Here is a 23,053-nt window from a genome sequence, read left to right as displayed (position 1 = left end):
TCCGAGAAAGGTTATATATTATTTGAAAAAGCGGCTTTTATTTCAGCCGGAATTGCTGTCGGTTTCATTTTGCCTAGATCAACATAGGCTACTTTAACAGTAGCCTTCGATAGTATTACTGTCTCTCGCAGTAGTCGTTGCTCAAAGAGGATTGTCGCCCCTTTTATCGCCGTTACTTCTGTTTCAACAATAAGATAATCATCCAGTTTTGCCGGAACGCAATAATCAATCGTCATCGCTTTGACAACAAATGCGGCTTGTTGTTCCTGCAATAATTTTTGTTGGGAAAAATCTTGTTTTCTCAAATATTCCGTTCTTGCCCGTTCAAAAAAATGCAAGTAGCGTGCGTGATAAACCACACCGCCCGCATCCGTATCTTCATAATAAACACGTATCGGGAAACGAAAAATCTTTGAATCCACCTTGTTTTCCTTATTCAACCGTTTGAAGTCGCGTATTCTAGAGTCAGTTTTTACTCTACGCAAGCACTTTCAAAGCAGTCATACATTATTTTGATTATAAATAATGTGCAATAACGGCAAATAAAAATGCTAAATAACCCAAATAGGGAAAAAATATCATTTGCCAAAAAGTGCGGTCAATTTTGAAGCCGATTCCGTGAATCCATAAGATCACCAATCCCCATAGAATAAATAAGATGAAAAAGGGATTTGCGGTTCTTAATTGTGTGGAAAACTGATCAAGGTTAAAGAAAAAAGCAAGCGTTAAAAGGATTGCAAGGATAAATGAAAGGGTTCTTAACGAACCCTTATTTGTATATTGATAGAGAGACTGAATCATTATTCGTCAAATTTCCCTAAATTGTCTTTATTTTTTGTGACTTTTACGCTGGCATAAATTGCCGCTAAAACACCCACTACCCAAATTGCATATAACATACCATATCTCCTTTAGTATAATGAGTTTTTGTTTTCTTCCACAAAGTTTTCATCCAAACGACCAAACATTTTGATGTACGACCAAATGGTGTAAAGAAGGGAAATTGTAACAAATACAAGGGCTAAACCAAGCATTAACGTTAAGGTTAATTCGCTTGATGTTGCATCCCACATTAACAAACTTTGTTCCGGATGTGAGCTTGAAGGCATCACGAATGGGAACATAGAAACGGCTGCGGTGATGATAACGCCCGCCATAGTCAATGCGGAGAAGAAGAAGGCAAAACCACAACGATTTGCTTTTGAGGCAGCCACATTTAACAATGCTCCCACTACGGCCAATGCAGGGAAAATCCATAAAATCGGCATATCATTGAAGTTTCTGAACCAAGCACCGGTTTCAACTGCCACTTCTTTACCCATTGGGGAAGATGGGGCAAAGTGATCAACAACGCTGGTCACAACATAACCTTCTTTGAAGTATAGCCATACACCTGCAAGCACAAAAGCAATTAAAGTCACAAATGCACCGATTTGTGTGATACCACGCGCACGATCTCTTAATTCTGCGGTAGTTTTCATTTGTAACCAGTTTGCACCGTGCGTTACAAGCATCGCAAGACTAATTACACCACATAATAATGCGAATGGATTTAATAATGCAAAGAATGAACCGGTATAAGTAATTTGTGCAATTTCATTAAATTCAAACGGAACACCTTGTAATAAGTTACCAAAGGCGACACCGAATACTAATGCAGGTACAAAACCACCGGCAAACAAGCCCCAATCCCATACTGCACGCCACGTCGGGTTATCAATTTTTGCACGATATTCAAAACCGATTGGACGGAAGAATAACGCAGCTAAAACCAACACTAAGGCGATATAGAAACCGGAGAAAGATACCGCATACACGATTGGCCACGCAGCAAACACCGCACCACCTGCGGTTAATAACCAAACTTGGTTACCATCCCAGTGAGGGGCTATCGAGTTAATCATAATACGGCGTTCTACTTCTTTTTTACCTGCAACAGGTAAAAGTGCGGTCACGCCCATATCAAATCCGTCAGTAACCGAGAAACCGATTAACAATACGATGACCAACACCCACCAAATAAAACGTAGAAATTCATAATCAAACATAATTCGTCTCCTGCTTATTTAGATGATTGTTCAAAGTAGTATTTGCCGGTTTTCAATGAACTTGGACCTAAACGCGCATATTTAAACATCAAATACATTTCAACAATAATAAATGCTAAATAAAGTGCACAAATTAAAGCGATGGAGAACCAAAGATCACCCACACCTAAATTTGAGGCGGACACACCCACCGGTAACACTTCATAAATCGCCCAAGGTTGACGACCATATTCAGCCAAGAACCAACCACATTCAATGGCAATCCAAGGTAACGGCACACTCCATACCAATGCTTTTAACAATAATGGGCTTTGTGTCACTTTATCACGTAAGTTTTGGACAAATGCACCAAAGGCTAACAGAGCAAGTAAACCACCAACAGCAAGCATTACACGGAATGCCCAGAAGTTAGGTCCGACATTAGGAATCGTATCGCGCGCTGCTTGTTTGATTTGTTCTTCTGTGGCATCCACGACTTTATCGGTATAACGTTTTAATAATAAACCGAACCCAAGATCTTTTTTCACCGCTTCAAATTTTGCTTTTGTTTCAGGATTAACCTGACCCAATGCTTTTTTCTCTGCTTTCAACTGAGTGAAAAGATCATAAGCAACAATACCGTTACGGACACGGTTTTCATTCAATGCTTGAAGCGCTTTCAAACCAACGATCTCTTTATCAAGAGAACGGGTTGCCACAATACCACCTACTGCAGGAACTTGAAGGGCAAATTCATTACGCATTTCGGCAGAATTTGGCAATGCCACGATATTGAATGCAGCCGGAGCCGGATGTGTATCAAACTCAGCTTCCATTGCCGCCAATTTCACAGGTTGTGCTTGACCAATATCGTAACCTGATTCATCACCAAGGATTAATACCGCGATAGACGCGATAAAACCCCAAGTCGCTGCAATAGAGAAAGAGCGTTTGGCAAAACCGATATCACGACCTTTCAATAAATAGAAAGAACTGATTGCCAAGACGAAGAATGCAGCGGTGACATAACCGGCAGAAAGGGTGTGTAAGAATTTACTTTGTGCAACCGGATTTAACCATAAGTCCATAAAGCTGGTCATTTCCATACGCACAGTTTCAAAATTAAATTCTGACGCAACCGGATTTTGCATCCAACCATTCGCCACTAAGATCCACATCGCCGAAAGATTTGAACCGAATGCTACACAGTAAGTTGCGAGCAAATGTTTACCTTTGGTTAAGCGATCCCAACCAAAGAAGAATAAGCCCACAAAAGTAGATTCTAAGAAGAATGCAAGTAATGCTTCGATTGCCAATGGCGCACCGAAAATATCACCCACATAGTGAGAATAGTAAGACCAGTTAGTACCGAATTGGAATTCCATAATGATACCGGTCGTTACCCCTAGAGCAAAGTTAATACCAAATAACTTACCCCAGAATTTTGTCATATCTTTATAAACTTCTTTACCTGTTACAACATAGGTCGTTTCCATAATCACTAAAACGAAAGATAAACCTAATGTGAGAGGCACGAAAATGAAGTGATATAACGCAGTTAAGGCAAACTGCAAGCGAGAAAGTTCAACAACGTCTAACATCTCAACCTCTTGTAAAAATTACAAGTCATTCACTATGATTAATAAAGGTTGCCCTTAAATAACCACCCCAAATACTTAACCGATTCATCCGAATGATTAAGCAAACATTGAATCACCCTACACAACAAATCCTTTTGAGAAGTTAAACAAAATGATGAATTATGAAATGGATAACCCAAAAACGCGGCTATTTTACTACTAATCATAAGGATAAAAAACACCAAAAACGTTATCCGGATCACATTTTTGATATAAACTAAGGAATAACCTCTACGAGTTATATTTTAAAAAATTGATATAAATCAAATTTAGGAAAAACGTAAATAAAATCAATCACTCATAAAAAAAGATCAATAATTTCTAGACATTCGGATAATATTTTGCTAACTTCACGCCAAATTATATTTAGAACATTCCATTCAAGGATTTCATAATGAAAAAAATTTCCCTTTTTTTGACCGCACTTTTTTCAGCGGTGTCATTTTCAGCCATTGCAGCACCACAAAAAAATAAAGAAGTCTTACCGGAACAATGCGCACAACTCTTCAAAGAAACAGAAAATCTCATTGCACAAGCTGAAAAACAACCGGGTACACACACTCAAGTTAGTAAAATCAAAAGTAAATTGAATCAAAGTAAAAAACAAATTCTTGAAATGGAACTTGCCACCCAACTGAAAAGCTGTAGTGTAGGTTTGGCGAAATTAAATAGTATGAAAAATTATTCTGATGAAACAAATTAGTTTTTGAAATGGCTAAAAAAAGAAAGGCTTATTGAATGTTCAATAAGCCTTTCTTTGTTGAATTAATCCGTTACTTTCTGTAATCCGAAATGTCGATAAGTTTGAGAAGTGGCAATACGTCCACGTGGTGTGCGTTGTAAAAAACCTTGTTGAATCAAATAAGGCTCTAACACATCTTCAATCGTATCCCGTTCTTCCCCAATCGCCGCAGCAAGGTTATCCAGCCCCACCGGGCCACCGTCAAATCTTTCGATAACTGCAGTTAATAATTTGCGATCTAGATAATCAAATCCTGCATTATCCACATCCAACATAGAAAGGGCTTGCTTGGCTATGCCCAAAGAAATTATTCCACCGTTACGCACATCGGCATAATCCCGCACCCGCCGTAGTAAACGATTAGCGATACGTGGTGTTCCTCTTGAACGGCGGGCGACTTCAAAAGCGGCTTCATTTTCCAATTCAAGATTCAGGCAGTCGGCACTTCGTGCCACGATAGCGGTTAAATCTTCCACAGAATAAAATTCTAACCGTTGTACAATGCCAAAACGATCCCGCAAAGGCGAGGTTAAAGAACCTGCACGGGTTGTTGCCCCCACTAATGTAAAAGGGGGTAAATCCAATTTAATAGAACGTGCAGCAGGCCCCTCACCAATCATAATATCTAATTGGTAATCTTCCATTGCCGGATAAAGCACTTCTTCTATTGCAGGAGAAAGGCGATGAATTTCATCAATAAACAATACATCGTATGGTTCAAGGTTCGTTAACATCGCGGCCAAATCTCCTGCCTTTTCAAGCACCGGCCCCGATGTTGTGCGAATATTCACGCCCATTTCATTTGCCACAATATTGGCGAGGGTGGTTTTGCCTAAACCCGGAGGGCCAAATATCAAAAGATGATCTAATGCATCCTGACGTAACTTTGCCGCTTTAATGAAAATATCCATTTGTTCACGCACTTGTGGCTGCCCCACATAATCCGCCAATAATTTAGGACGAATGGCACGATCAATCACATCCTCATCAAGTTTTACTTGGCTGCTAATAATTCTATCCGCTTCAATCATTTACTCACCTATAATGCCGCTTTTAAGGCTTCACGAATAAGCTGTTCGCTCCCCATCTCCGATTTTGCCACCCGTTTTACCATTTTTTCGGCATCCGTTGGTTTATAACCCAGTGCGATTAATGCCGCCACGGCTTCATCCACCGCACTTTCTTGTTGCGGAACGGCTAATGATGTGGTTGAAATATGCGTACTTTCAATAAAGAAATCGCTTTGTTTAATGCCTTTAAATTTCCCTTTTAGTTCAACCAGCAAGCGTTCTGCCGTTTTTTTACCGACACCGGGGATCTTCGTCAATTTAGAAAGTTCTTCACGCTCAATTGCATAAGCAAATTGTTCCACCGACATTGCCGATAAAATCGCAAGGGCTAACTTAGGCCCAACACCATTGGTTTTAATCAATTCACGAAACAAAGTGCGGTCGGTTTTTTGTGCAAATCCAAAGAGTAAATGTGCATCTTCACGCACGACAAGGTGGGTAAATAAGGTGGTTTCCTGCCCAATATCGGGTAAGTTATAAAAACTGGTCATTGGCAACAATAATTCATAGCCAACACCTTGTACATCAAGCAAAATTTCGGGAGGTTGTTTTTCTAATAAAATGCCTTTTAAGCGCCCAATCATAATTCATCCGTCAACATAAAAATTTCGCCATAGCATAAAATAAAACTGGACGAACATCCAGTTAAATTTTTAATCGGAAACGACCACGGCTATATCTCGTTTTTAAAAGTGCGGTCATTTTTTCTTGCATTTCTGTTATGTTGACCGAGCCTGCAACGTGTAGAGAATGTTGCATTGAATGGGCGTGAGTTATGGCGATCGCAAGCGCATCTGCCGCATCGGCTTGAGGTTTATCGGAAAGTTTTAAAATACGCGTGACCATATCTTGAACTTGAATTTTATCTGCCGATCCGATTCCCACAACCGTTTGCTTCACCAAGCGTGCCGCATACTCAAACACTGGCAAATCGTGATTTACTGCCGCTACAATCGCAGTTCCTCGTGCTTGGCCCAGTTTTAATGCGGAGTCCGCATTCTTCGCCATAAATACCTGCTCAATGGCAAACATATCCGGTTGGAATTGGGTAATGATCTCAACCACGCCTGCATAAATACGTTTTAATCGGGTGGGTAAATCATCAACGGAAGTGCGAATCGCCCCACTCCCCAAATACTCCAAGTGCCGACCTTGCTGACGGATTACGCCATAACCGGTTACTCTTGAACCGGGGTCAATTCCTAAAATGATTGACATTGCTGATTTAATTCTCGAAAACAAACGGGCAGATTCGTAAAATTTACCAATCCGCCCGCTTAAATGAATCATCTATTATTTATTTAATCTTGCTGTTTCTGCTTGATTTACTACACAGCTTTTAGCAAGAATTTCGTCCGATGTTTTGCCTTTCTTAAACAACATTCCGGATTCAGTTTTATCGAAAGTTGAAAGCGTAAAGCTATTATCTACATTCCAAACGTAAGTTTTTGATGCAAATGAAGCGAAATCTTTATTGCTATCATCACGCATTAATGATTTCACCGCAACATCATTAACGGTTAATGTCAAACCGGTTGCTTTTTCGCCTGAGAAATCATAAGCGGCAATAACGGTTTTATTATTTTGACATTGGTAAACCACCATTCTGGTTGAACCGGTTAAGCTATTTTTTACCGAACTAACCGTGTTTGAAACACCGTTAGAAACAGCATTTGCACCATCTTTCACCGCATCAACGGTTGCAGTGGCGGCGTTTGATACACCATTACCCACGGTTGATGCCACTTCACTTGCCGTTGAGCAAGCGGCTAACATTGCGGCTAAAGATAATGCAGATACGAGTTTGATTGCTTTCATTTTTTATTCCTTATGTAAAGATAAACTTATGCGTTTTAAACGCCCCTTTAGAGCGTTCAATGAGAGATTAGTTCAATTTATTAGAGCTGGGCGGCGACTTCGTCACTAATTTCACCATTATGATAGACATTTTGCACATCATCGCAGTCTTCTAACATATCAATTAATTTTAATAATTTTGGTGCGGTTTCTAAATCAAGATCAACAGTGGTTGACGGAATCATCGTCACTTCAGCCGATTCAATTTTAAATCCAGCTTTTTCAATTCCTTCACGCACATCACTCAATTCTTCCCAAGCGGTATAAATTTCAAATGAACCGTCTTCTTGTGGTTGAATATCGTCCGCACCGGCTTCAATTGCAGCTTCGGTTAAGGCATCTTCATCAGCCGAATTAATTAAAATCAAGCCTTTTTTGCTGAACAAATAGCCCACCGAACCTTCCGTTCCTAAGTTGCCACCGCATTTTGTGAAACTTGGACGAACCTGTGAAATGGTGCGGTTTGCATTATCGCTTAAACATTCCACCATCACCGCCGTGCCGCCCGGGCCGTAACCTTCATAGATTTTGGTTTCCATATTGGTATCATCGCCACCGCCGACACCGCGTTCAATCGCACGATTAATGGTATCACGCGTCATATTGCTGGATAATGCTTTATCCACTGCTGCACGCAAACGAGGATTTGAACCCACATCACCGCCACCTAATTTAGCGGCAGTCACCAATTCACGAATTAACTTAGTAAAAATTTTACCGCGTTGCGCATCTTGTGCTGCTTTACGGTGTTTGATATTAGCCCACTTACTATGACCTGCCATTTGATTTCCTTCTTATTTTTCGTTTTTTAACTCATTTCCCCTTAAAAGAGAAAAATCATCTATTAAATATTTTCTAATCGCTTCCGCATTATTTGGTGATTTTGTCATCTTCACCGCCTCTTGTGCTGAAACCCATTTAAAATCTAAGTGTTCCGCTAATTGTGGAACAAATTCCTCATCCACCGCACATAAAAACCAATGTTCACGCGCGTGGGTGATATGCGGCGCGTATTTATAACGGAAATGAGGAAAAATTTCAAATTCTACGCACTCATTACAATCAAAAAGTGCGGTCGAATTTTCAGAAATTTTTAACCGCACTTCTTCCCAAAGCTCGCGAATTGCCGCATCTTGCGGCATCTCACCTTTCTCAATAGAACCGGTAACAGATTGCCAAAAATCGGGATCGTCTTGGCGTTGGAGCATTAAAACATTATTCGTTTCTTTAGAATAAATAACGACTAAGATTGACTGATTATTTTTGAAGTTCATTCACTTTTGATGATTTAAAATATTCATTGACAATAGGTCTATATAAGAAAAAAGCAAAAATAGCGAATTTTATTACACTTTTAATTGTGTCTTTATCAATTTCAAAATACACAAAATTAAATAAGATATTAGAACAACCAATAATAATGTAAAGTGTTCTTCCCCAAGGTTTACCTTCTAACATTGCGATAGAAGATAAAAACACTAATACTAATTCAATAAATGCAATAGTTATAAAGAAAATAGCTTCTGGAACAACATAGCCTACCGTATTAAAACTATCCCAAAATGTATAGAAAATTATCCCAAATCCAATTAATGAGGCAATAATATTCAGCCAACTAATGGCTTTTACTGAAGTAGGTTGTTTCATCTTCTTTCTGTAAAAGTGCGGTTAAATTTAACCGCACTTTATCTTCAAAAATTATTCAATTTTCGCCGTTACGCTAATTGCCAACTCCTCCAACGCCTGCGCATTGGCATAGCTTGGGGCTTCGGTCATTAAGCAAGCCGCTGCGGTGGTTTTCGGGAAGGCGATAACATCACGGATGTTATCGGTGCCGGTTAATAGCATTGTTAAGCGATCTAATCCGAAGGCGAGACCGGCGTGTGGTGGTGTGCCAAATTTTAAGGCATCTAATAAGAAGCCGAATTTTTCACGTTGTTGTTCTTCATCAATGCCTAAAATACGGAACACGGTTTGTTGCATTTTCGGGTCGAAAATACGCACTGAACCGCCACCCACTTCATAACCGTTGATTACCATATCATAAGCATTGGCTACTGCTGCGGTTGGATCGGCTTCTAATTGTTCCGGTGTGAAATCTTTTGGCGAAGTGAAAGGATGGTGCATTGCGGCAAGGTTGCCTTCTTCATCACGCTCAAACATTGGGAAGTCAATCACCCAAAGCGGTTGCCATTCGTCTAAACGGGTTAAGCCTAAATCACGACCAAGTTTTAAACGCAAAGCCCCCATTGCATCGGTAGTGGTTTGCCATTTATCCGCACCAAAGAAAAGAATATCGCCGGTTTGCACACCTACACGTTCAAATAAGGCTTTTAAGACGTTTTCATTTAAGAATTTTGCGATTGGACTTTGCACGCCTTCAAGCCCGCTATTCACATCATTGACTTTTAACCACGCCAAGCCTTTCGCACCATAAATGCCGACAAATTGGGTGTATTCATCAATTTGTTTGCGCGTAATGTTTGCACCGTTTGGTACTCGAATTACTGTAACGCGTCCATTTGGATTATTGGCAGGTTCGGCAAACACTTTGAAATCCACATCTTTTACGATGTCAGCCACATCCACCATCTCAAGTGGGTTACGCAGATCCGGTTTATCCGAGCCAAAACGGCGCATCGCTTCTTGCCACGTCATCACCGGGAATTTGCCAAGATCAACACCAATAATATCCAACCATAAACCACGTACCATACGTTCCATTATTTCACGAACTTCCGGTGCCGTTAAAAATGAGGTTTCCACATCGATTTGGGTAAATTCCGGCTGACGATCGGCACGTAGATCTTCATCACGGAAACATTTAACAATTTGATAGTAACGGTCGAAACCGGACATCATAAGAAGTTGTTTGAAAAGTTGTGGTGATTGTGGCAAGGCATAGAATTTGCCTTTGTGTACCCGACTTGGTACGAGGTAGTCGCGCGCGCCCTCAGGCGTTGCTTTGGTGAGCATTGGGGTTTCAATATCAAGGAAACCGTTGTCATCCATAAAACGGCGTACAAAACTGGTGATTTTCGCTCGAGTTTTTAAACGTTGTGCCATTTCCGGACGGCGTAAATCCAAATAACGGTATTTTAAACGTTGCTCTTCGGTATTATTTTGGTTGAAATCAAGCGGTAATACATCGGCGGCATTGTAAATGCTTAATGCTTTTGCCAACACTTCCACTTCACCGGTTGCCATATTTTTATTAATTTGATTTTCAGGTCGGGCAATGACTTCACCTTTAATTTGAATACAAAATTCGTTACGCAAACCTGCCGCTGCCGTTAATGCTTCTTGATATTTCGGATCGAAACATACCTGAACAATCCCGTCACGATCGCGCATATCAATAAAAATCAAACCGCCTAAATCACGGCGGCGATGAACCCAACCGCTTAATGTTACTTCTTGTCCAATGTTGTTGCGATTTAAAGCACCGCAATAATGAGTACGCATCATAAAATTATCCTTTTGATAGAATCAATAAAACTTGTGGGAATTATAGCGAAAATTTAAATGAGAGGAAAAGATTATTTAGAGACAACCTCTCTTAGGAATCAAAAGTATTAGATAATTCTAATGCATAATATGATAAACTTTGCTATTGTAACGTTTTTAATTTTTCACGCATAAAGAGGAAATGATGTTAATTATTAATATTCTATTTATTATTATCTTAGCTATTCGCTTTTACAGTTTATCCATCTCAATTAAGAATGAAAAAGCATTAATTGCAAAGGGCGCTATACAATACGGTAAAAAAAATTCAAGTTTATTATCATTCGCACATATTTTATTTTATCTTTCAGCAATTGCTGAAGCAAATTATAAGGATGTTTCATTTAACACGTTATCACAAATAGGTCTGGTAATTCTTGTATTTTCTATTATTATGCTGTTTTATGTTATTTATAGCTTAAATGAAATTTGGACGGTTAAGATTTACATTTTGCCTGAACATAAAATAAACAATTCATTTTTATTTAAATATATTCGTCATCCCAATTATTTCCTCAATATAATCCCCGAATTAATTGGACTTAGTTTATTCTGTCAAGCAAGCTATACAGCAATGCTAGGATTGCCTATTTATTTAACCCTTCTTATAATAAGGATTAGACAAGAAGAAAGTGCGATGAAACATCTATTTTAATAACGTAATATAATTGTCATAAAAAACATTTTCTAAACTAACCGCACTTTCGAACTAAAAATATTTAACAATGAAAGACACAATTTTTTCCGCCCCGATTGAAAAACTGGGCGATTTTACTTTTGATGAAAGCGTAGCCGAAGTATTTCCCGATATGATTCAACGCTCGGTTCCCGGCTATTCCAACATCATCACTGCAATCGGAATGCTTGCCGAACGTTTTGTGACAGCAAAGAGTAACGTCTATGATCTTGGTTGTTCACGCGGCGCAGCAACCCTTTCGGCACGTAGAAATATTCATCAACCCAACGTAAAAATTATCGCGATCGATAATTCCCAACCAATGGTTGAACGTTGTCGTCGACATATTGCGGCTTTTCAGAGTGAAATTCCGGTAGAAATTTTGTGTGACGATATTCGCCAAGTGGAAATTAAAAATGCCTCAATGGTGATTTTAAATTTCACCCTGCAATTTTTACCGCCAGAAGATCGTCTTGCCTTGCTTGAAAAAATTTATCAAGGTTTAAATCCAAATGGCTTGTTGGTACTTTCGGAGAAATTCCGTTTTGAAGATGAAAAAGTGGATAATTTGCTGATTGATTTGCACCATCAATTCAAACGCGCCAATGGTTACAGCGAATTAGAAGTGAGCCAAAAACGCACCGCCCTTGAAAATGTGATGCGTACCGATACCATCGAAATTCACAAAAATCGGCTAAAAAATGTAGGTTTTTCGCAGGTAGAACTGTGGTTTCAGTGCTTTAATTTTGGTTCGATGATCGCCATCAAATAGTAGGTTCTCTCAAAAGAAAAAAGTGCGCTGGATTAAAAAAACACCGCACTTTTTCGTTAAATTCCTTTTTATAGCCCCTTCAAGTCTTTATCCAACAAACGGGCAAGCAATAAAATACCGTCTTTAAAGCGATATTCGGCATATTTCGCTTGTGCATAATATTGTCCTTTGCCTTCTGCAAAAAAATACTCCTGGCTTGGCAGTTGTGGAAACCAGCCTACATTATTGACAGGCAGATACACTTCTGGCGCACAATCATAGAAATCCGTTGGAATACGATCTTCTACGCGACATAATGTGGCAATGCCCTGCCCGTCTAAATGCACTAACGCATAAACCCGTTTCTGATGTGCTTTTTTGTCGTTAATGGGGACATCTTCATCGTTTCTTGAAATGTGTAACTGCGTACTAATGTTTGTCAAAATCGCATAATTGAGGGACATATAATCCCCTTGCATAATGGAGCGGGGATCTACAGGTGCTATTTTTAACACCACCGCTTTCCCCGTCGCCAACACATCTTCAAATTGCCACACCTTATAGTTCAATGGAAACAGAATCATCAATACCGTACAGAGCGCAATTATCGGTTTTACGTTAAAAACATTAGAGAAACTGACCGCACTTTGCGTCTCTGGTTGATGTTTTCTATGCAGGTAAATAGCCACTACCGAGAATAACAACGCAAAGCACAGCAGTAAAAAGGCTTTATAAAGCAACGGAATAAAAAGTAAATAATAATAATAAATTGCCAAGTTGTAGACTAAGGATAACACGGCGATAAAAAACAACATTCGGCTTTCCGTAAAGTAGGCAATCAGCAACAGTGCAATGAAGAACAACACGGAAGGCTGACCGACAAAGAGGAAAGTAAATAATGCTAGAATCGCTGCAATGCACATTTTTTCATCGGTTTTTAAACTGAAAAAACGACTGATGGCAAAATACATCACCAACGGCGTGAAACAAACCAGTAAAGAGACAATCCATCCTATTCTGAATCCAGCACGGGTGTAAAATCCTGCGGTAATCATTGAGAAGAATTCACTGAAAGTGTCAATTTCAGGTAGTACATTTACAGTTTCAGTCACGTGAACTAGAAACGGCGAGAGGAAATAATTGGCAAAAACCACACTAAAAAGTAAACAGGCCCAGGCAATCGGTGTAATTTGCACTCTAATTTTGCTGTTTTCTTTGTACACCTTCTGCATAAAGAAGGTAATAGTACAACCCAACATAGTGACAAAATATAATGGCACATCACTGTATTCCCCCTGATTATCGTGGTTCAGGTGAACCACGGCATGATCCGTTAAATAAATATGCCACATCCCCAAAACAACAATGAGAGTTAAAGTTCTCAGCCAGATCTCTTTGCGTAAAAAATAAAACACGGTGATGATGGCGGTAAATAAGAGTGGAGCACGATAGGTTAAGCCAGCCTCGCCATGAGAATCAAATATATCGGTGAGTAAATAACCGGCAAGTAGGCTATAGCCCATCAGGAGGAAAATCCCGATGATAATCGACATACGATTTTCTGCCTGAGGATTATCAAAATGTAGTCCTAAGGCAATACATAGCACAATCACGCTTAGAATCAGCAAGCCGGTTTTTGGTTCTGATACGTTCAACGTTAAAAAAAACCAAATTAATAAAGTCAAAATGCCGATAACAATAGCAAAAATTAATAAAATAGATAATGCCCAAGAAATATGCTTACGATGTGGATAATGCTGTTTATACCAACCATTCAGCGACATAATGGCAAAGATCGTGATGGTAAAAATCAGCAAGCCTGACAATACGGCAAAATTGATGGAATTCACGTTGGAGAACAAGAGAAACGCAAAGGCGACGATACAACAAATGGTAGCGATAATTAAATTAACGAAATCAAATCGGTATTTTTTATACACATAAATCGCGATTCCCGAAGGAATTACCACTTTTAAAAAATACACAATGGAGTAAGCATCATTAAATAAATTATCGGTAATAGTAAGAACGCCAAATAAATGACTTAACACTAAAAAGGTAAGAATTTTCGGTAAAATGCGCCAGTTTTGATCATGTAATTGGCGAATAAAAATTTCACTGAACAATAAGAAGATAAAATTTAACAGGATGGCATAATTCAACACATTATGATCAAACCAAGCATCATAATACAAATATAAGCTGAGATTGGTCGTGGTGATAAATAATAAAGCAGAAGCAATGTTTGGCAATAATAACAATAAAGGCAGCTGACACAACGACCACAACGCAAACAGCTCCCAAGCATTAGCACCTGTTTGATAGGTCTGTCCCACTAAAGCGAACACTGCACCGATAAACACTGCGGTAATAAAAAAGAAAGTGGCAGAAAGCAATTTTAATTTCCCTTTTGCAACTTTTCGACTTTCGCGTAAAAGGAAATAACAACTCAGTAAAGTCGAAACGACCAAAACCAGCTGCAAACCGTAAATTTTGGTTAAATCGGAAAGATAATCCAAATTAGCCGCAATTAATGTCACAATACCACTGGCTAAAAATCCTGTACTTAAGATTAAAAACAATAAACTTAAATAACGCATCCAAGATAAATTAAACAGAGAGGATTGATTTGTCATTTTTACTTTCCTTGGTAATGATGAGTAAATATTGGGCTATTTTGCCAATTTTGACAGAGAAATAAAATAAAAAAGTGCGGTCAATTTTAAATGTGTTTTAACTTGACCGCACTTTTATTTTTGAAGAGATTATTTTACTGCATTAGGTTTGTGAAATAAGGTAAATGCAATAAAGAAGAAACCAAGGAAGCAGGATAGAATTAACGCATAAAAACCGCCATCCCAGCCGAATAAATCCACTAATTTTCCCATTACATAACCGGCACTTGCCGAGCCCAATAAATAACCGAATAAACCAGTTAATCCTGTTGCCGTCCCTGTTGCTACACGCGGAACAAGATCTGCCGCTTGCAAACCAATCATCATAACAGGCCCATAGATTAAAAAGCCGATGGCGATTAAACAGATATTATCCACCAATGGATTACCCGCCGGATTTTTCCAGTACACGATAATGGCGATAAAGACACCGGTGAGGAATAATAACATTGGCGGTGCGCGATGGCCTTTAAACACTTTGTCGCTTAAATAACCGCTGGTCAACATACCAAAAATGCCCGCATATTCGTAGAGGAAATACGCCCAACTTTGTTTATCCACAGAAAAGTGTTTTACTTCTTTTAAGTAAGTTGGCGCCCAGTCAATAATGCCGTAACGAATGAAATACACAAACACATTGGCAATGGCAATTGCCCACAGGAATTTATTGTTGATGATGTATTTTTTGAAAATATCTTTAGAAGAAAGGGTATGAGCCGATTCAACCTGTTGTACCACTTTTTCGCCTTTCCATTCATCAACCGGTGGCAAGCCTTGAGATTCAGGCGTATCACGCATTAGTCGAAACATAATGAAAGCGAGTAGGATCGCAATTAACGCAGGCAAATAAAACAACGATTGCCAGCTGCCGAAAATCGCTAAACCAAGCAGTGCTAAAGGGCCGATTAAGCCGCCACCAAGGTTATGCGAAACGTTCCACCAGCTCCACCAAACGCCACGTTCGGAGACGGAAAACCAGTTAGCCATCGTTTTTGCACCCGGTGGATAGCCCATTCCCTGAAACCAACCATTCAATGCCGCCAAAACGATCATTAATGGAATAGAGGCGAGAACGCCCGGCACTAAGCCGAAGATCAAACTTACCGTTGCCGATCCTAATAAACCAATGGTGATGAAATATTTTGGATTACTGCGATCAGACAGGTTACCCATAATAAATTTACTAAATCCGTAAGCCAGCGATAACGCCACGCCCACCGTACCTAAATCGGCTTTGGTGAAACCATATTCATCAATGAGATAGGGAATTGCAAGCGAGAAATTTTTGCGGATAAGGTAATAAGCGGCATAGCCAATGAATACGCCGGCAAAAACCTGCCAACGTAATTTTTTATACTCAGCGTCAGTTCTGGAACTGTCAATTCGTGGAGCCGGCGGAGAGGCTTTCAAAAATGAAAACATAGAAACTCCTTAATAAGATTTGAATACATTGATCGCCCATTAGCGCAATGCAGAAAGAAATTTATCAGACCGCCATTCACCATACAATGAGATTAAAATAACATTTAAAGCCTTGTTGTTTTAAGTCAAAAAAGTGTGATTTTACCGATTGTTTTTTTCATCAAGTGTATTTGATCTTCCGCCAAAGAATAAGAGGGGTTTTACTGATTTTCCCGTTGGTTTATGGCATAATGTCCGTCGTTTTTTGTTTTAAAATGAGGACAAATCAATGCGAATTTTACATACAATGTTACGGGTAGGCGATTTAGACCGTTCGATTAAATTTTATCAGGATGTATTAGGAATGCGTTTATTACGCACCAGTGAAAATCCGGAATACAAATATTCCCTTGCCTTTTTGGGCTATGACGATGAAGATAAATCTTCCGTGATTGAACTGACTTACAACTGGGGCGTTACCGAATATGATCTTGGCACGGCTTATGGCCATATCGCGATTGGGGTGGATGATATTGTGGCAACTTGTGAAGCCGTGCGTAAAAGCGGTGGCAAGGTTACCCGTGAACCTGGCCCGGTAAAAGGCGGAACAACGGTAATTGCTTTTGTTGAAGATCCTGATGGTTACAAAATTGAATTTATTGAAAATAAAAGTGCTAAAGCAGGATTAGGCAACTAACAAAGTTATTCATAAGTGCGGTCAATTTTTATCATTTTTTAATAACGTGGGTTCACCACCTGCGTTATTTTTTATTTTCTAAGGATAGGTTATGTCCGAAATTCAAGAAATCCCTTATCACAATCAATTAAAACATCGTTTTCGCGGTTATTTTCCGGTCATTATTGATGTGGAAACCGCAGGTTTTGAGGCAAAAAAAGATGCGCTTTTGGAACTTGCGGCAATCACCCTAAAAATGGATGAAAACGGATATTTACACCCTGATCAAAAATGCCATTTTCATATCGAACCTTTTGAAGGGGCAAATATTAATCCGGAATCCTTAAAATTTAATGGCATTGATATTCATAATCCGCTACGGGGTGCGGTGTCGGAATTAGAGGCGATCACAGGCTTATTTCAAATGGTACGCCGTGGGCAAAAAGAGGCGGATTGCCAACGCTCCATTATCGTGGCGCACAATGCGGCTTTCGATCAAAGTTTTTTGATGGCGGCGGCAGAACGCACCGGGGTAAAACGCAATCCGTTTCATCCTTTTGGAATGTTTGATACGGCAAGCCTTGCCGGATTAATGTTCGGGCAAACGGTGTTGGTGAAAGCCTGCCAAGCGGCAAAAATTCCCTTTGACGGCAAACAAGCCCACTCTGCCTTGTACGATACGGAGCGGACTGCCGAATTATTTTGCTATATGGTAAATCATCTGAAAGATTTGGGGGGCTTTCCGCATATTGTGGCAGAAGGGGAAAGCGAAAAAACAAACGAAAAAACGACCGCACTTTAATTTGTTCAAAAAAAGGGGTTGCAATCGCTTTTATTTTCCAGTAGTTTAAAAAACATTCTTACTGGAGTTTAACTCATGTCTATTATCCGTCATCATCACCGCCACCATTTTACTGATTAATCTTTCAGGTTTTTGGTGTGCTTGGAAGATTTCTTCCGAGCAGACAGGATAATAAAAATCTTACCCCTCGGGAGACCACTTTCGAGGGGTTTCTTTTATCACAATTTATTTTATAACCTAGAGGAATCTAACTTATGCGACATTACAACATTAAATGAACTTAAAATTCTTAACATATCCCTTTTTACTATTATTTTTATAAGGAAAACACAATGTTATCAAACCCCGTTGTTATCTCAATTATTGTCCTGCTGGCACTCAGCTTGTTACGCATTAATGTGGTTATTGCACTGGTTATTGCCGCCCTCACAGCCGGTTTATGTGGTGATTTAGGTTTAAGCAAAACCATTGAAACCTTCACCGGCGGCTTGGGCGGTGGTGCAGAAGTGGCGATGAACTATGCGATGTTAGGTGCATTTGCTATTGCTATTTCTAAATCCGGTATCACGGATTTAATCGCCTACAAAATTATCACCAAAATGAATAAAACCCCGACCGGCAATAATCTTGCGTGGTTCAAATATTTAATGTTTGGTGTCTTGGTTTTATTCTCCATTTCCTCCCAAAACCTACTTCCGGTACATATTGCCTTTATTCCTATTGTCGTGCCGCCATTGCTTTCCATTTTTAACCGCTTGAAAATCGACCGCCGTGCCGTAGCTTGTGTGCTTACATTTGGTTTAACCGCCACTTATATGTTGTTACCGGTCGGGTTCGGTAAAATTTTTATTGAAAGTGTATTGGTTAAAAACATCAATCAGGCAGGGAGTGCCTTAGGCTTGCAAACCGATGTCGCGCAGGTTTCTCTTGCAATGTTATTGCCTGTTGTCGGTATGATTTTAGGTTTACTCACTGCTGTGTTTATTACCTATCACAAACCACGTGAATATGATGTTGTCGTTGAAGAACCGACAACAAAAGACATTGAAACGCATATTGCCAATATTCAACCGAAGCAAATCACGGCAAGTTTAATCGCCATTGTTGCCACCTTTGCCACCCAACTTTTCACCAGCTCAACCATTATTGGCGGCTTGGTCGGTTTAGTGATCTTCGCCCTTTTCGGTATTTTCAAACTCAAAGAAAGTAACGATATTTTCCAACAAGGCTTACGTCTAATGGCAATGATTGGCTTTGTAATGATTGCCGCTTCAGGTTTTGCCAATGTGATTAATGCCACAACCGGCGTAACCGATTTAGTTCAAGGGCTGAGCAGTGGCGTGATTCAAAGCAAAGGACTTGCCGCATTTTTGATGTTACTCGTGGGCTTATTTATCACGATGGGAATCGGTTCTTCCTTCTCGACTGTGCCGATTATCACGTCAATTTATGTACCGCTTTGCTTGTCTTTCGGTTTCTCGCCATTGGCAACGGTTTCTATTGTAGGGGTGGCGGCAGCATTGGGCGATGCGGGTTCACCGGCTTCCGACTCCACGCTTGGGCCAACATCCGGCTTAAATGTGGATGGTAAACACGATCACATTTGGGATTCTGTTGTACCAACATTCATCCACTATAATATTCCGTTGATTATTTTTGGCTGGATTGCAGCAATGTATCTTTAACGATTATAATCCCCCTCCAATCAGGGGGATTTTTATGATCATTCAATCACTTATTACAACGCTGGAAGAAAAAATTCGACAACTTCATCAAACCTATTCATCCCGACAAGAAGAAAAAATCTTTGCCAAATTTGACCGCACTTTATTTAGTGAAAATGGGCAAACCACCGCTTTTTATTTCAATGAAATTGAACAAACCTTAACAAAAATCAAATCCCTTCATTCCAATGATGTGAATCATTATGCCTTTATTACCGAACATTTACTCAAACAATGCACCGCACTCTCCGAGGCATTAAATCGAAAAAGAAAACCTATTCAGGCACAAAAACCTTTAAAATCGGTTTCCCCAAAAAAATCACAACATCAAATTCATCAACTTCCCCCACGTGAACGTTTAGAAAAATATTACGAAGCACTAGAGCAATTAAATAATTTGTATCAACAACAGCGGGATCTTGCACGCATAACGCCCAATCCTGAAGAACAAAAAAAAGCTGCCCAACTTGCCGAACGTTACAAACAACGCCGTCAAAAATGCCAAGAAGCCATTGATCTGTTAGAAGAATATTTGGCTTTTAAAGAAAATCAGGAAAACAAAAATAATTTAGAAAAAGAAAAGCATCAATGAAAGAGATTGCTAAACAGTGAGATATATCTGCCGGCTAAAAATAACCGCCATCATCACCAAAATACTCGGAATTTTCTTTTTCGCTATGTGTCATTTAACCTTTCTTATTTCTTCTCATTTTGCTTAAAGTTTACTTTTATTTTGTACAGTTCTAAATAATTAAAATAGTTGTAGTCAAATTGTGTGTAAAAAAATAGAATACAAAAGCTTTAATTTATTAATATCAAATAGCTCTATAACCTAAAAGGATCGCATATCTATGATAAAAATTAACTTAACAGCTACTTTAGGAGCATTAAATGATTGCTCAAAATTAATGTTAGAAGAAGCAGCGGTCTATGCGATCAGCTGTGGAGAATCAGAAGTTCTACCGACACATTTACTACTAAAGTCCTTGGAAAATCCATTTTCTGATGTTCGCTTTATTCTAAATAAACTGAATATTTCTCATGAAGAATTGACTGCACTTCTATTGCGTGGCAATCAAAATTCCCATACTAATATTGATTCTGTCCCAAGCTTTTCCCCTTTATTGATAGAAGTACTACAAGAAGCTTGGCTACTGGGTTCACTGGAGCTTGAACAATCACAAATCAGGAGCGCTACAATTTTCTTGGCACTCGTATTAAATGCTTCGCGCTATTTACCAACTTCAGCTGCGAGTTTCTTAAATCAAGTCAATAAAGAAACCTTGCGTCAATCCTTACTTGAATTAGCAAAAGGTTCATCAGAATCTCAAACCATCCGAGAAAATGCTGCTACAAATAAAATAATTCATACAGATGCCTCTGATTTATCCCGTTTTGCCGAAAATTTAACGGAAAAAGCATTAAACGGTAATATTGATCCTGTGTTAGCGCGCGATCAAGAAATTGATTTGATGATCGACATTCTTTCCCGCCGAAGAAAAAATAACCCAATTGTTGTGGGAGATGCCGGGGTTGGGAAAAGCGCATTGATTGAAGGTTTAGCATTGCGTATCGTAAACAAACAGGTGCCTCCACATTTACAAAATGTTGAATTATGGAATCTTGATCTTGCGGCATTACAATCCGGTGCCTCAATTAAAGGTGAATTTGAAAAACGTTTAAAGTCTGTGATTGATTTTGTTAAAAACAGCACAACACCGATTATTCTTTTCATTGATGAAGCACATACGCTTATTGGCGCAGGAGGTAGCGAAGGGGGAAATGATGCCGCAAACTTACTAAAACCTGCCCTTGCCCGTGGTGAACTTCGCACCATTGCGGCGACAACTTGGTCAGAATATAAAAAGTACGTTGAACGCGATCCTGCGCTTTCCCGCCGCTTTCAGTTGGTAAAAGTGGACGAACCTTCGATCGAAGAAAGTATCGTGATTTTACGGGGGTTAAAACCACTTTATGAAAAAGCACATGGTGTTTATATTACGGGCGATGCACTTGAAGCTGTCACAAAACTTTCGGCACGCTATATTGCAGCTAAAAAGTTACCGGATAAAGCTATTGATATTCTTGATACCGCTTGTGCGCGTGTTTCAACAGCGAAGGACACCCCACCAAAACGCCTCAGCTATTTAGATAACAAAATTCATGAAATTAATGTGGCAATAGCAGAGTTTGACCGTGATAACCAACTTGGCGAAACCATTGATGGTAGTATAAAAACTAAATTAGAAAATCAGCTAACAGAGCTAGAAAAAGAAAAAACATTATTATCAACACGCTTTGAACAACAAAAAGCATTAGTAGATACGATTTTGGTATTGCGTGAAAAAATATCCGATACTGAAGCAGACTATTCAGAAGAAGAACATCAAGCATTTATCACACAATTACAAGAGAAAAAAACAGAATACGATGCAATTAACCCGGAGGACTGTTTAATTCATGCTGAAGTAGGCAGTAAACAAATCACCGCGGTGATTGCCGATCTGACAGGTATTCCGGTCAATAGTATGACGGGAGATGAACTGACCAAACTGACCAAACTTCCTGAAATCCTCAACGATAATATTAAAGGTCAATCCCAAGCTATTGAGCAAATCCATAAAAACTTGCTCACTGCAATGGCTGACTTACGTCGAGCCGGTACACCACTTGGAGCATTGCTGCTTGTAGGACCTAGCGGTGTAGGTAAAACCGAAACCGCCATTCAAATTGCAGAGCATATCTTTGGTGGAAAACAGTTTTTAACCACTATCAACATGTCGGAATACCAAGAGAAACATACTGTATCACGCTTAATCGGTTCCCCTCCGGGTTACGTAGGCTATGGTGAGGGTGGTTTACTCACCGAAGCCATTCGACAAAAACCTTATTCTATTGTGTTATTAGATGAAGTCGAAAAAGCCCATCCCGATGTGCTTAACCTCTTTTATCAAGCCTTTGATAAAGGTGAACTTGCCGATGGAGAAGGACGTTTGATTGATTGTAAAAACATTCTCTTTATGCTCACCTCAAACTGTGGTTTTGATTCCGCTAATGACCGCTTTGCCGTAAAAACCGATGAAGAATTGCGCCATTCTCTCCTCGCTTTCTTCAAACCGGCATTATTAGCACGTATGCAAATTGTGCAATATCACTATTTGAACACCGAAGTAATGCAACGTATTGTAAAAGCCAAACTGGCGAAGTTAGAAAAATTAGTATCCGAGCGCTATAAAATCACCTTTACGATTGCACCAAATATTCTTGAGCATATTGAACAACAATGTGAAGCAGATGCCAACGGTGCTCGCTTGGTAGATGCAATCTTAGAGGGGCAACTCTTGCCACCGCTTTCTTTAGCGCTGCTTCAACGTATGGCAAGCGGAGCTAAAATGACAAATATCACCCTCAACTTTGAAAATGGTGAATATCAAATCTGCTTTGAATAAAGTAAAATATTTGCCACAAAAAACACCTAAAAACTTGACCGCACTTTTGCTTTTCC

The 23,053-nt window shown here is 39.5% G+C and carries 22 protein-coding genes and 1 other annotated feature; of the genes, 8 read left to right on the top strand and 14 right to left on the bottom strand.

The genetic code is table 11. The features are described 5' to 3' along the window. Positions 1–11: 11 nt before the first annotated feature. The 4 genes from ybgC to BKL49_RS09945 form a co-directional block, all read right to left on the bottom strand. Positions 12–422, bottom strand: a complete 411-nt coding sequence (gene ybgC, locus BKL49_RS09960) for a tol-pal system-associated acyl-CoA thioesterase (RefSeq protein WP_077425017.1) — start codon at positions 420–422, stop codon at positions 12–14. A 94-nt stretch (positions 423–516) separates the two neighbouring features. Further along, positions 517–801 (bottom strand): cyd operon protein YbgE, encoded by a 285-nt coding sequence (ybgE, locus tag BKL49_RS09955; protein ID WP_077425014.1) that lies wholly within the window; start codon positions 799–801, stop codon positions 517–519. A 110-nt stretch (positions 802–911) separates the two neighbouring features. Beyond that, the gene (gene cydB, locus BKL49_RS09950; RefSeq protein WP_077425012.1) at positions 912–2,048 is read right to left on the bottom strand and encodes a cytochrome d ubiquinol oxidase subunit II; all 1,137 of its coding nucleotides are present in this window, start codon (positions 2,046–2,048) and stop codon (positions 912–914) included. A 14-nt stretch (positions 2,049–2,062) separates the two neighbouring features. After that, complete coding sequence (locus BKL49_RS09945) at positions 2,063–3,628, bottom strand: cytochrome ubiquinol oxidase subunit I (protein WP_077425010.1); 1,566 nt, start codon at positions 3,626–3,628, stop codon at positions 2,063–2,065. Between the two features lie 433 nt (positions 3,629–4,061). Between BKL49_RS09945 and BKL49_RS09940 the strand changes: the two genes are divergently transcribed. Then, positions 4,062–4,370 carry a DUF5339 domain-containing protein gene (locus BKL49_RS09940; RefSeq protein ID WP_077425008.1) on the top strand — a complete coding sequence of 103 codons (309 nt, stop codon included), beginning with the start codon at positions 4,062–4,064 and terminating at the stop codon, positions 4,368–4,370. 62 nt (positions 4,371–4,432) lie between these two features. Here the strand turns inward: BKL49_RS09940 and ruvB are convergent, their stop codons facing one another. From ruvB to aspS, 8 genes are all read right to left on the bottom strand, one after another. Then, a complete protein-coding gene (gene ruvB, locus BKL49_RS09935; RefSeq protein ID WP_077425006.1) occupies positions 4,433–5,440 on the bottom strand; it encodes a Holliday junction branch migration DNA helicase RuvB in 1,008 nt (335 codons plus the stop codon). A gap of 8 nt (positions 5,441–5,448) precedes the next feature. Then, complete coding sequence (ruvA, locus tag BKL49_RS09930) at positions 5,449–6,063, bottom strand: Holliday junction branch migration protein RuvA (protein ID WP_077425004.1); 615 nt, start codon at positions 6,061–6,063, stop codon at positions 5,449–5,451. Between the two features lie 61 nt (positions 6,064–6,124). Further along, on the bottom strand, positions 6,125–6,697 hold the full coding sequence (gene ruvC, locus BKL49_RS09925) for a crossover junction endodeoxyribonuclease RuvC (RefSeq protein ID WP_077425172.1): 573 nt from the start codon (positions 6,695–6,697) through the stop codon (positions 6,125–6,127). Positions 6,698–6,772: 75 nt separating this feature from the next. Beyond that, positions 6,773–7,297, bottom strand: coding sequence for a hypothetical protein (locus tag BKL49_RS09920; RefSeq protein ID WP_077425002.1), 525 nt, complete (start codon positions 7,295–7,297; stop codon positions 6,773–6,775). Positions 7,298–7,377: 80 nt separating this feature from the next. Further along, a complete protein-coding gene (locus BKL49_RS09915) occupies positions 7,378–8,118 on the bottom strand; it encodes a YebC/PmpR family DNA-binding transcriptional regulator (protein ID WP_077425000.1) in 741 nt (246 codons plus the stop codon). Between the two features lie 12 nt (positions 8,119–8,130). Beyond that, entirely contained in the window at positions 8,131–8,610 is a 480-nt protein-coding gene (gene nudB / locus BKL49_RS09910; protein ID WP_077424998.1) for a dihydroneopterin triphosphate diphosphatase, read from the bottom strand. Next, entirely contained in the window at positions 8,594–8,983 is a 390-nt protein-coding gene (locus tag BKL49_RS09905) for a hypothetical protein (protein WP_077424996.1), read from the bottom strand. The genes nudB and BKL49_RS09905 overlap by 17 nt, the downstream gene beginning before the upstream one ends. A gap of 51 nt (positions 8,984–9,034) precedes the next feature. Continuing rightward, positions 9,035–10,804 carry an aspartate--tRNA ligase gene (aspS, locus tag BKL49_RS09900; RefSeq protein ID WP_077424994.1) on the bottom strand — a complete coding sequence of 590 codons (1,770 nt, stop codon included), beginning with the start codon at positions 10,802–10,804 and terminating at the stop codon, positions 9,035–9,037. 184 nt (positions 10,805–10,988) lie between these two features. On the opposite strand from aspS, the gene BKL49_RS09895 reads away from it, so the two are divergent. Both BKL49_RS09895 and cmoA read left to right on the top strand, forming a co-directional pair. Next, positions 10,989–11,498, top strand: a complete 510-nt coding sequence (locus BKL49_RS09895) for an isoprenylcysteine carboxyl methyltransferase family protein (RefSeq protein ID WP_077424992.1) — start codon at positions 10,989–10,991, stop codon at positions 11,496–11,498. Between the two features lie 70 nt (positions 11,499–11,568). After that, complete coding sequence (gene cmoA, locus BKL49_RS09890; protein ID WP_077424990.1) at positions 11,569–12,291, top strand: carboxy-S-adenosyl-L-methionine synthase CmoA; 723 nt, start codon at positions 11,569–11,571, stop codon at positions 12,289–12,291. Between the two features lie 68 nt (positions 12,292–12,359). Here cmoA and BKL49_RS09885 read toward each other — a convergent pair whose 3' ends face one another. Next, positions 12,360–14,906 carry a GDYXXLXY domain-containing protein gene (locus BKL49_RS09885; RefSeq protein WP_077424988.1) on the bottom strand — a complete coding sequence of 849 codons (2,547 nt, stop codon included), beginning with the start codon at positions 14,904–14,906 and terminating at the stop codon, positions 12,360–12,362. A gap of 129 nt (positions 14,907–15,035) precedes the next feature. After that, positions 15,036–16,367: a phosphoglycerate transporter protein PgtP gene (pgtP, locus tag BKL49_RS09880; RefSeq protein ID WP_077424986.1), complete on the bottom strand. Its 1,332-nt coding sequence runs from the start codon at positions 16,365–16,367 to the stop codon at positions 15,036–15,038. Between the two features lie 268 nt (positions 16,368–16,635). Here pgtP and gloA point away from each other — a divergent pair, with 268 nt between their 5' ends. From gloA to tssH, 5 genes are all read left to right on the top strand, one after another. Beyond that, positions 16,636–17,043, top strand: a complete 408-nt coding sequence (gloA, locus tag BKL49_RS09875; protein WP_077424984.1) for a lactoylglutathione lyase — start codon at positions 16,636–16,638, stop codon at positions 17,041–17,043. Positions 17,044–17,134: 91 nt separating this feature from the next. Continuing rightward, positions 17,135–17,824, top strand: a complete 690-nt coding sequence (rnt, locus tag BKL49_RS09870; protein ID WP_077424982.1) for a ribonuclease T — start codon at positions 17,135–17,137, stop codon at positions 17,822–17,824. A gap of 95 nt (positions 17,825–17,919) precedes the next feature. After that, positions 17,920–18,041, top strand: a sequence feature (His leader region). Between the two features lie 115 nt (positions 18,042–18,156). Continuing rightward, the gene (locus BKL49_RS09865) at positions 18,157–19,509 is read left to right on the top strand and encodes a Na+/H+ antiporter family protein (RefSeq protein ID WP_077424980.1); all 1,353 of its coding nucleotides are present in this window, start codon (positions 18,157–18,159) and stop codon (positions 19,507–19,509) included. 34 nt (positions 19,510–19,543) lie between these two features. Next, positions 19,544–20,140, top strand: a complete 597-nt coding sequence (gene priC, locus BKL49_RS09860) for a primosomal replication protein PriC (protein ID WP_077424978.1) — start codon at positions 19,544–19,546, stop codon at positions 20,138–20,140. Positions 20,141–20,399: 259 nt separating this feature from the next. Beyond that, positions 20,400–22,997 (top strand): type VI secretion system ATPase TssH, encoded by a 2,598-nt coding sequence (tssH, locus tag BKL49_RS09855; protein WP_077424976.1) that lies wholly within the window; start codon positions 20,400–20,402, stop codon positions 22,995–22,997. Positions 22,998–23,053: the final 56 nt, after the last annotated feature.

Source organism: Rodentibacter myodis, assembly GCF_001999305.1.
In the GTDB taxonomy this organism is placed as follows: Bacteria; Pseudomonadota; Gammaproteobacteria; order Enterobacterales; family Pasteurellaceae; genus Rodentibacter; species Rodentibacter myodis.
The sequence above is the reverse complement of the archived record's forward strand: the minus strand, read 5'-3'. Positions and strand labels throughout refer to the sequence as shown.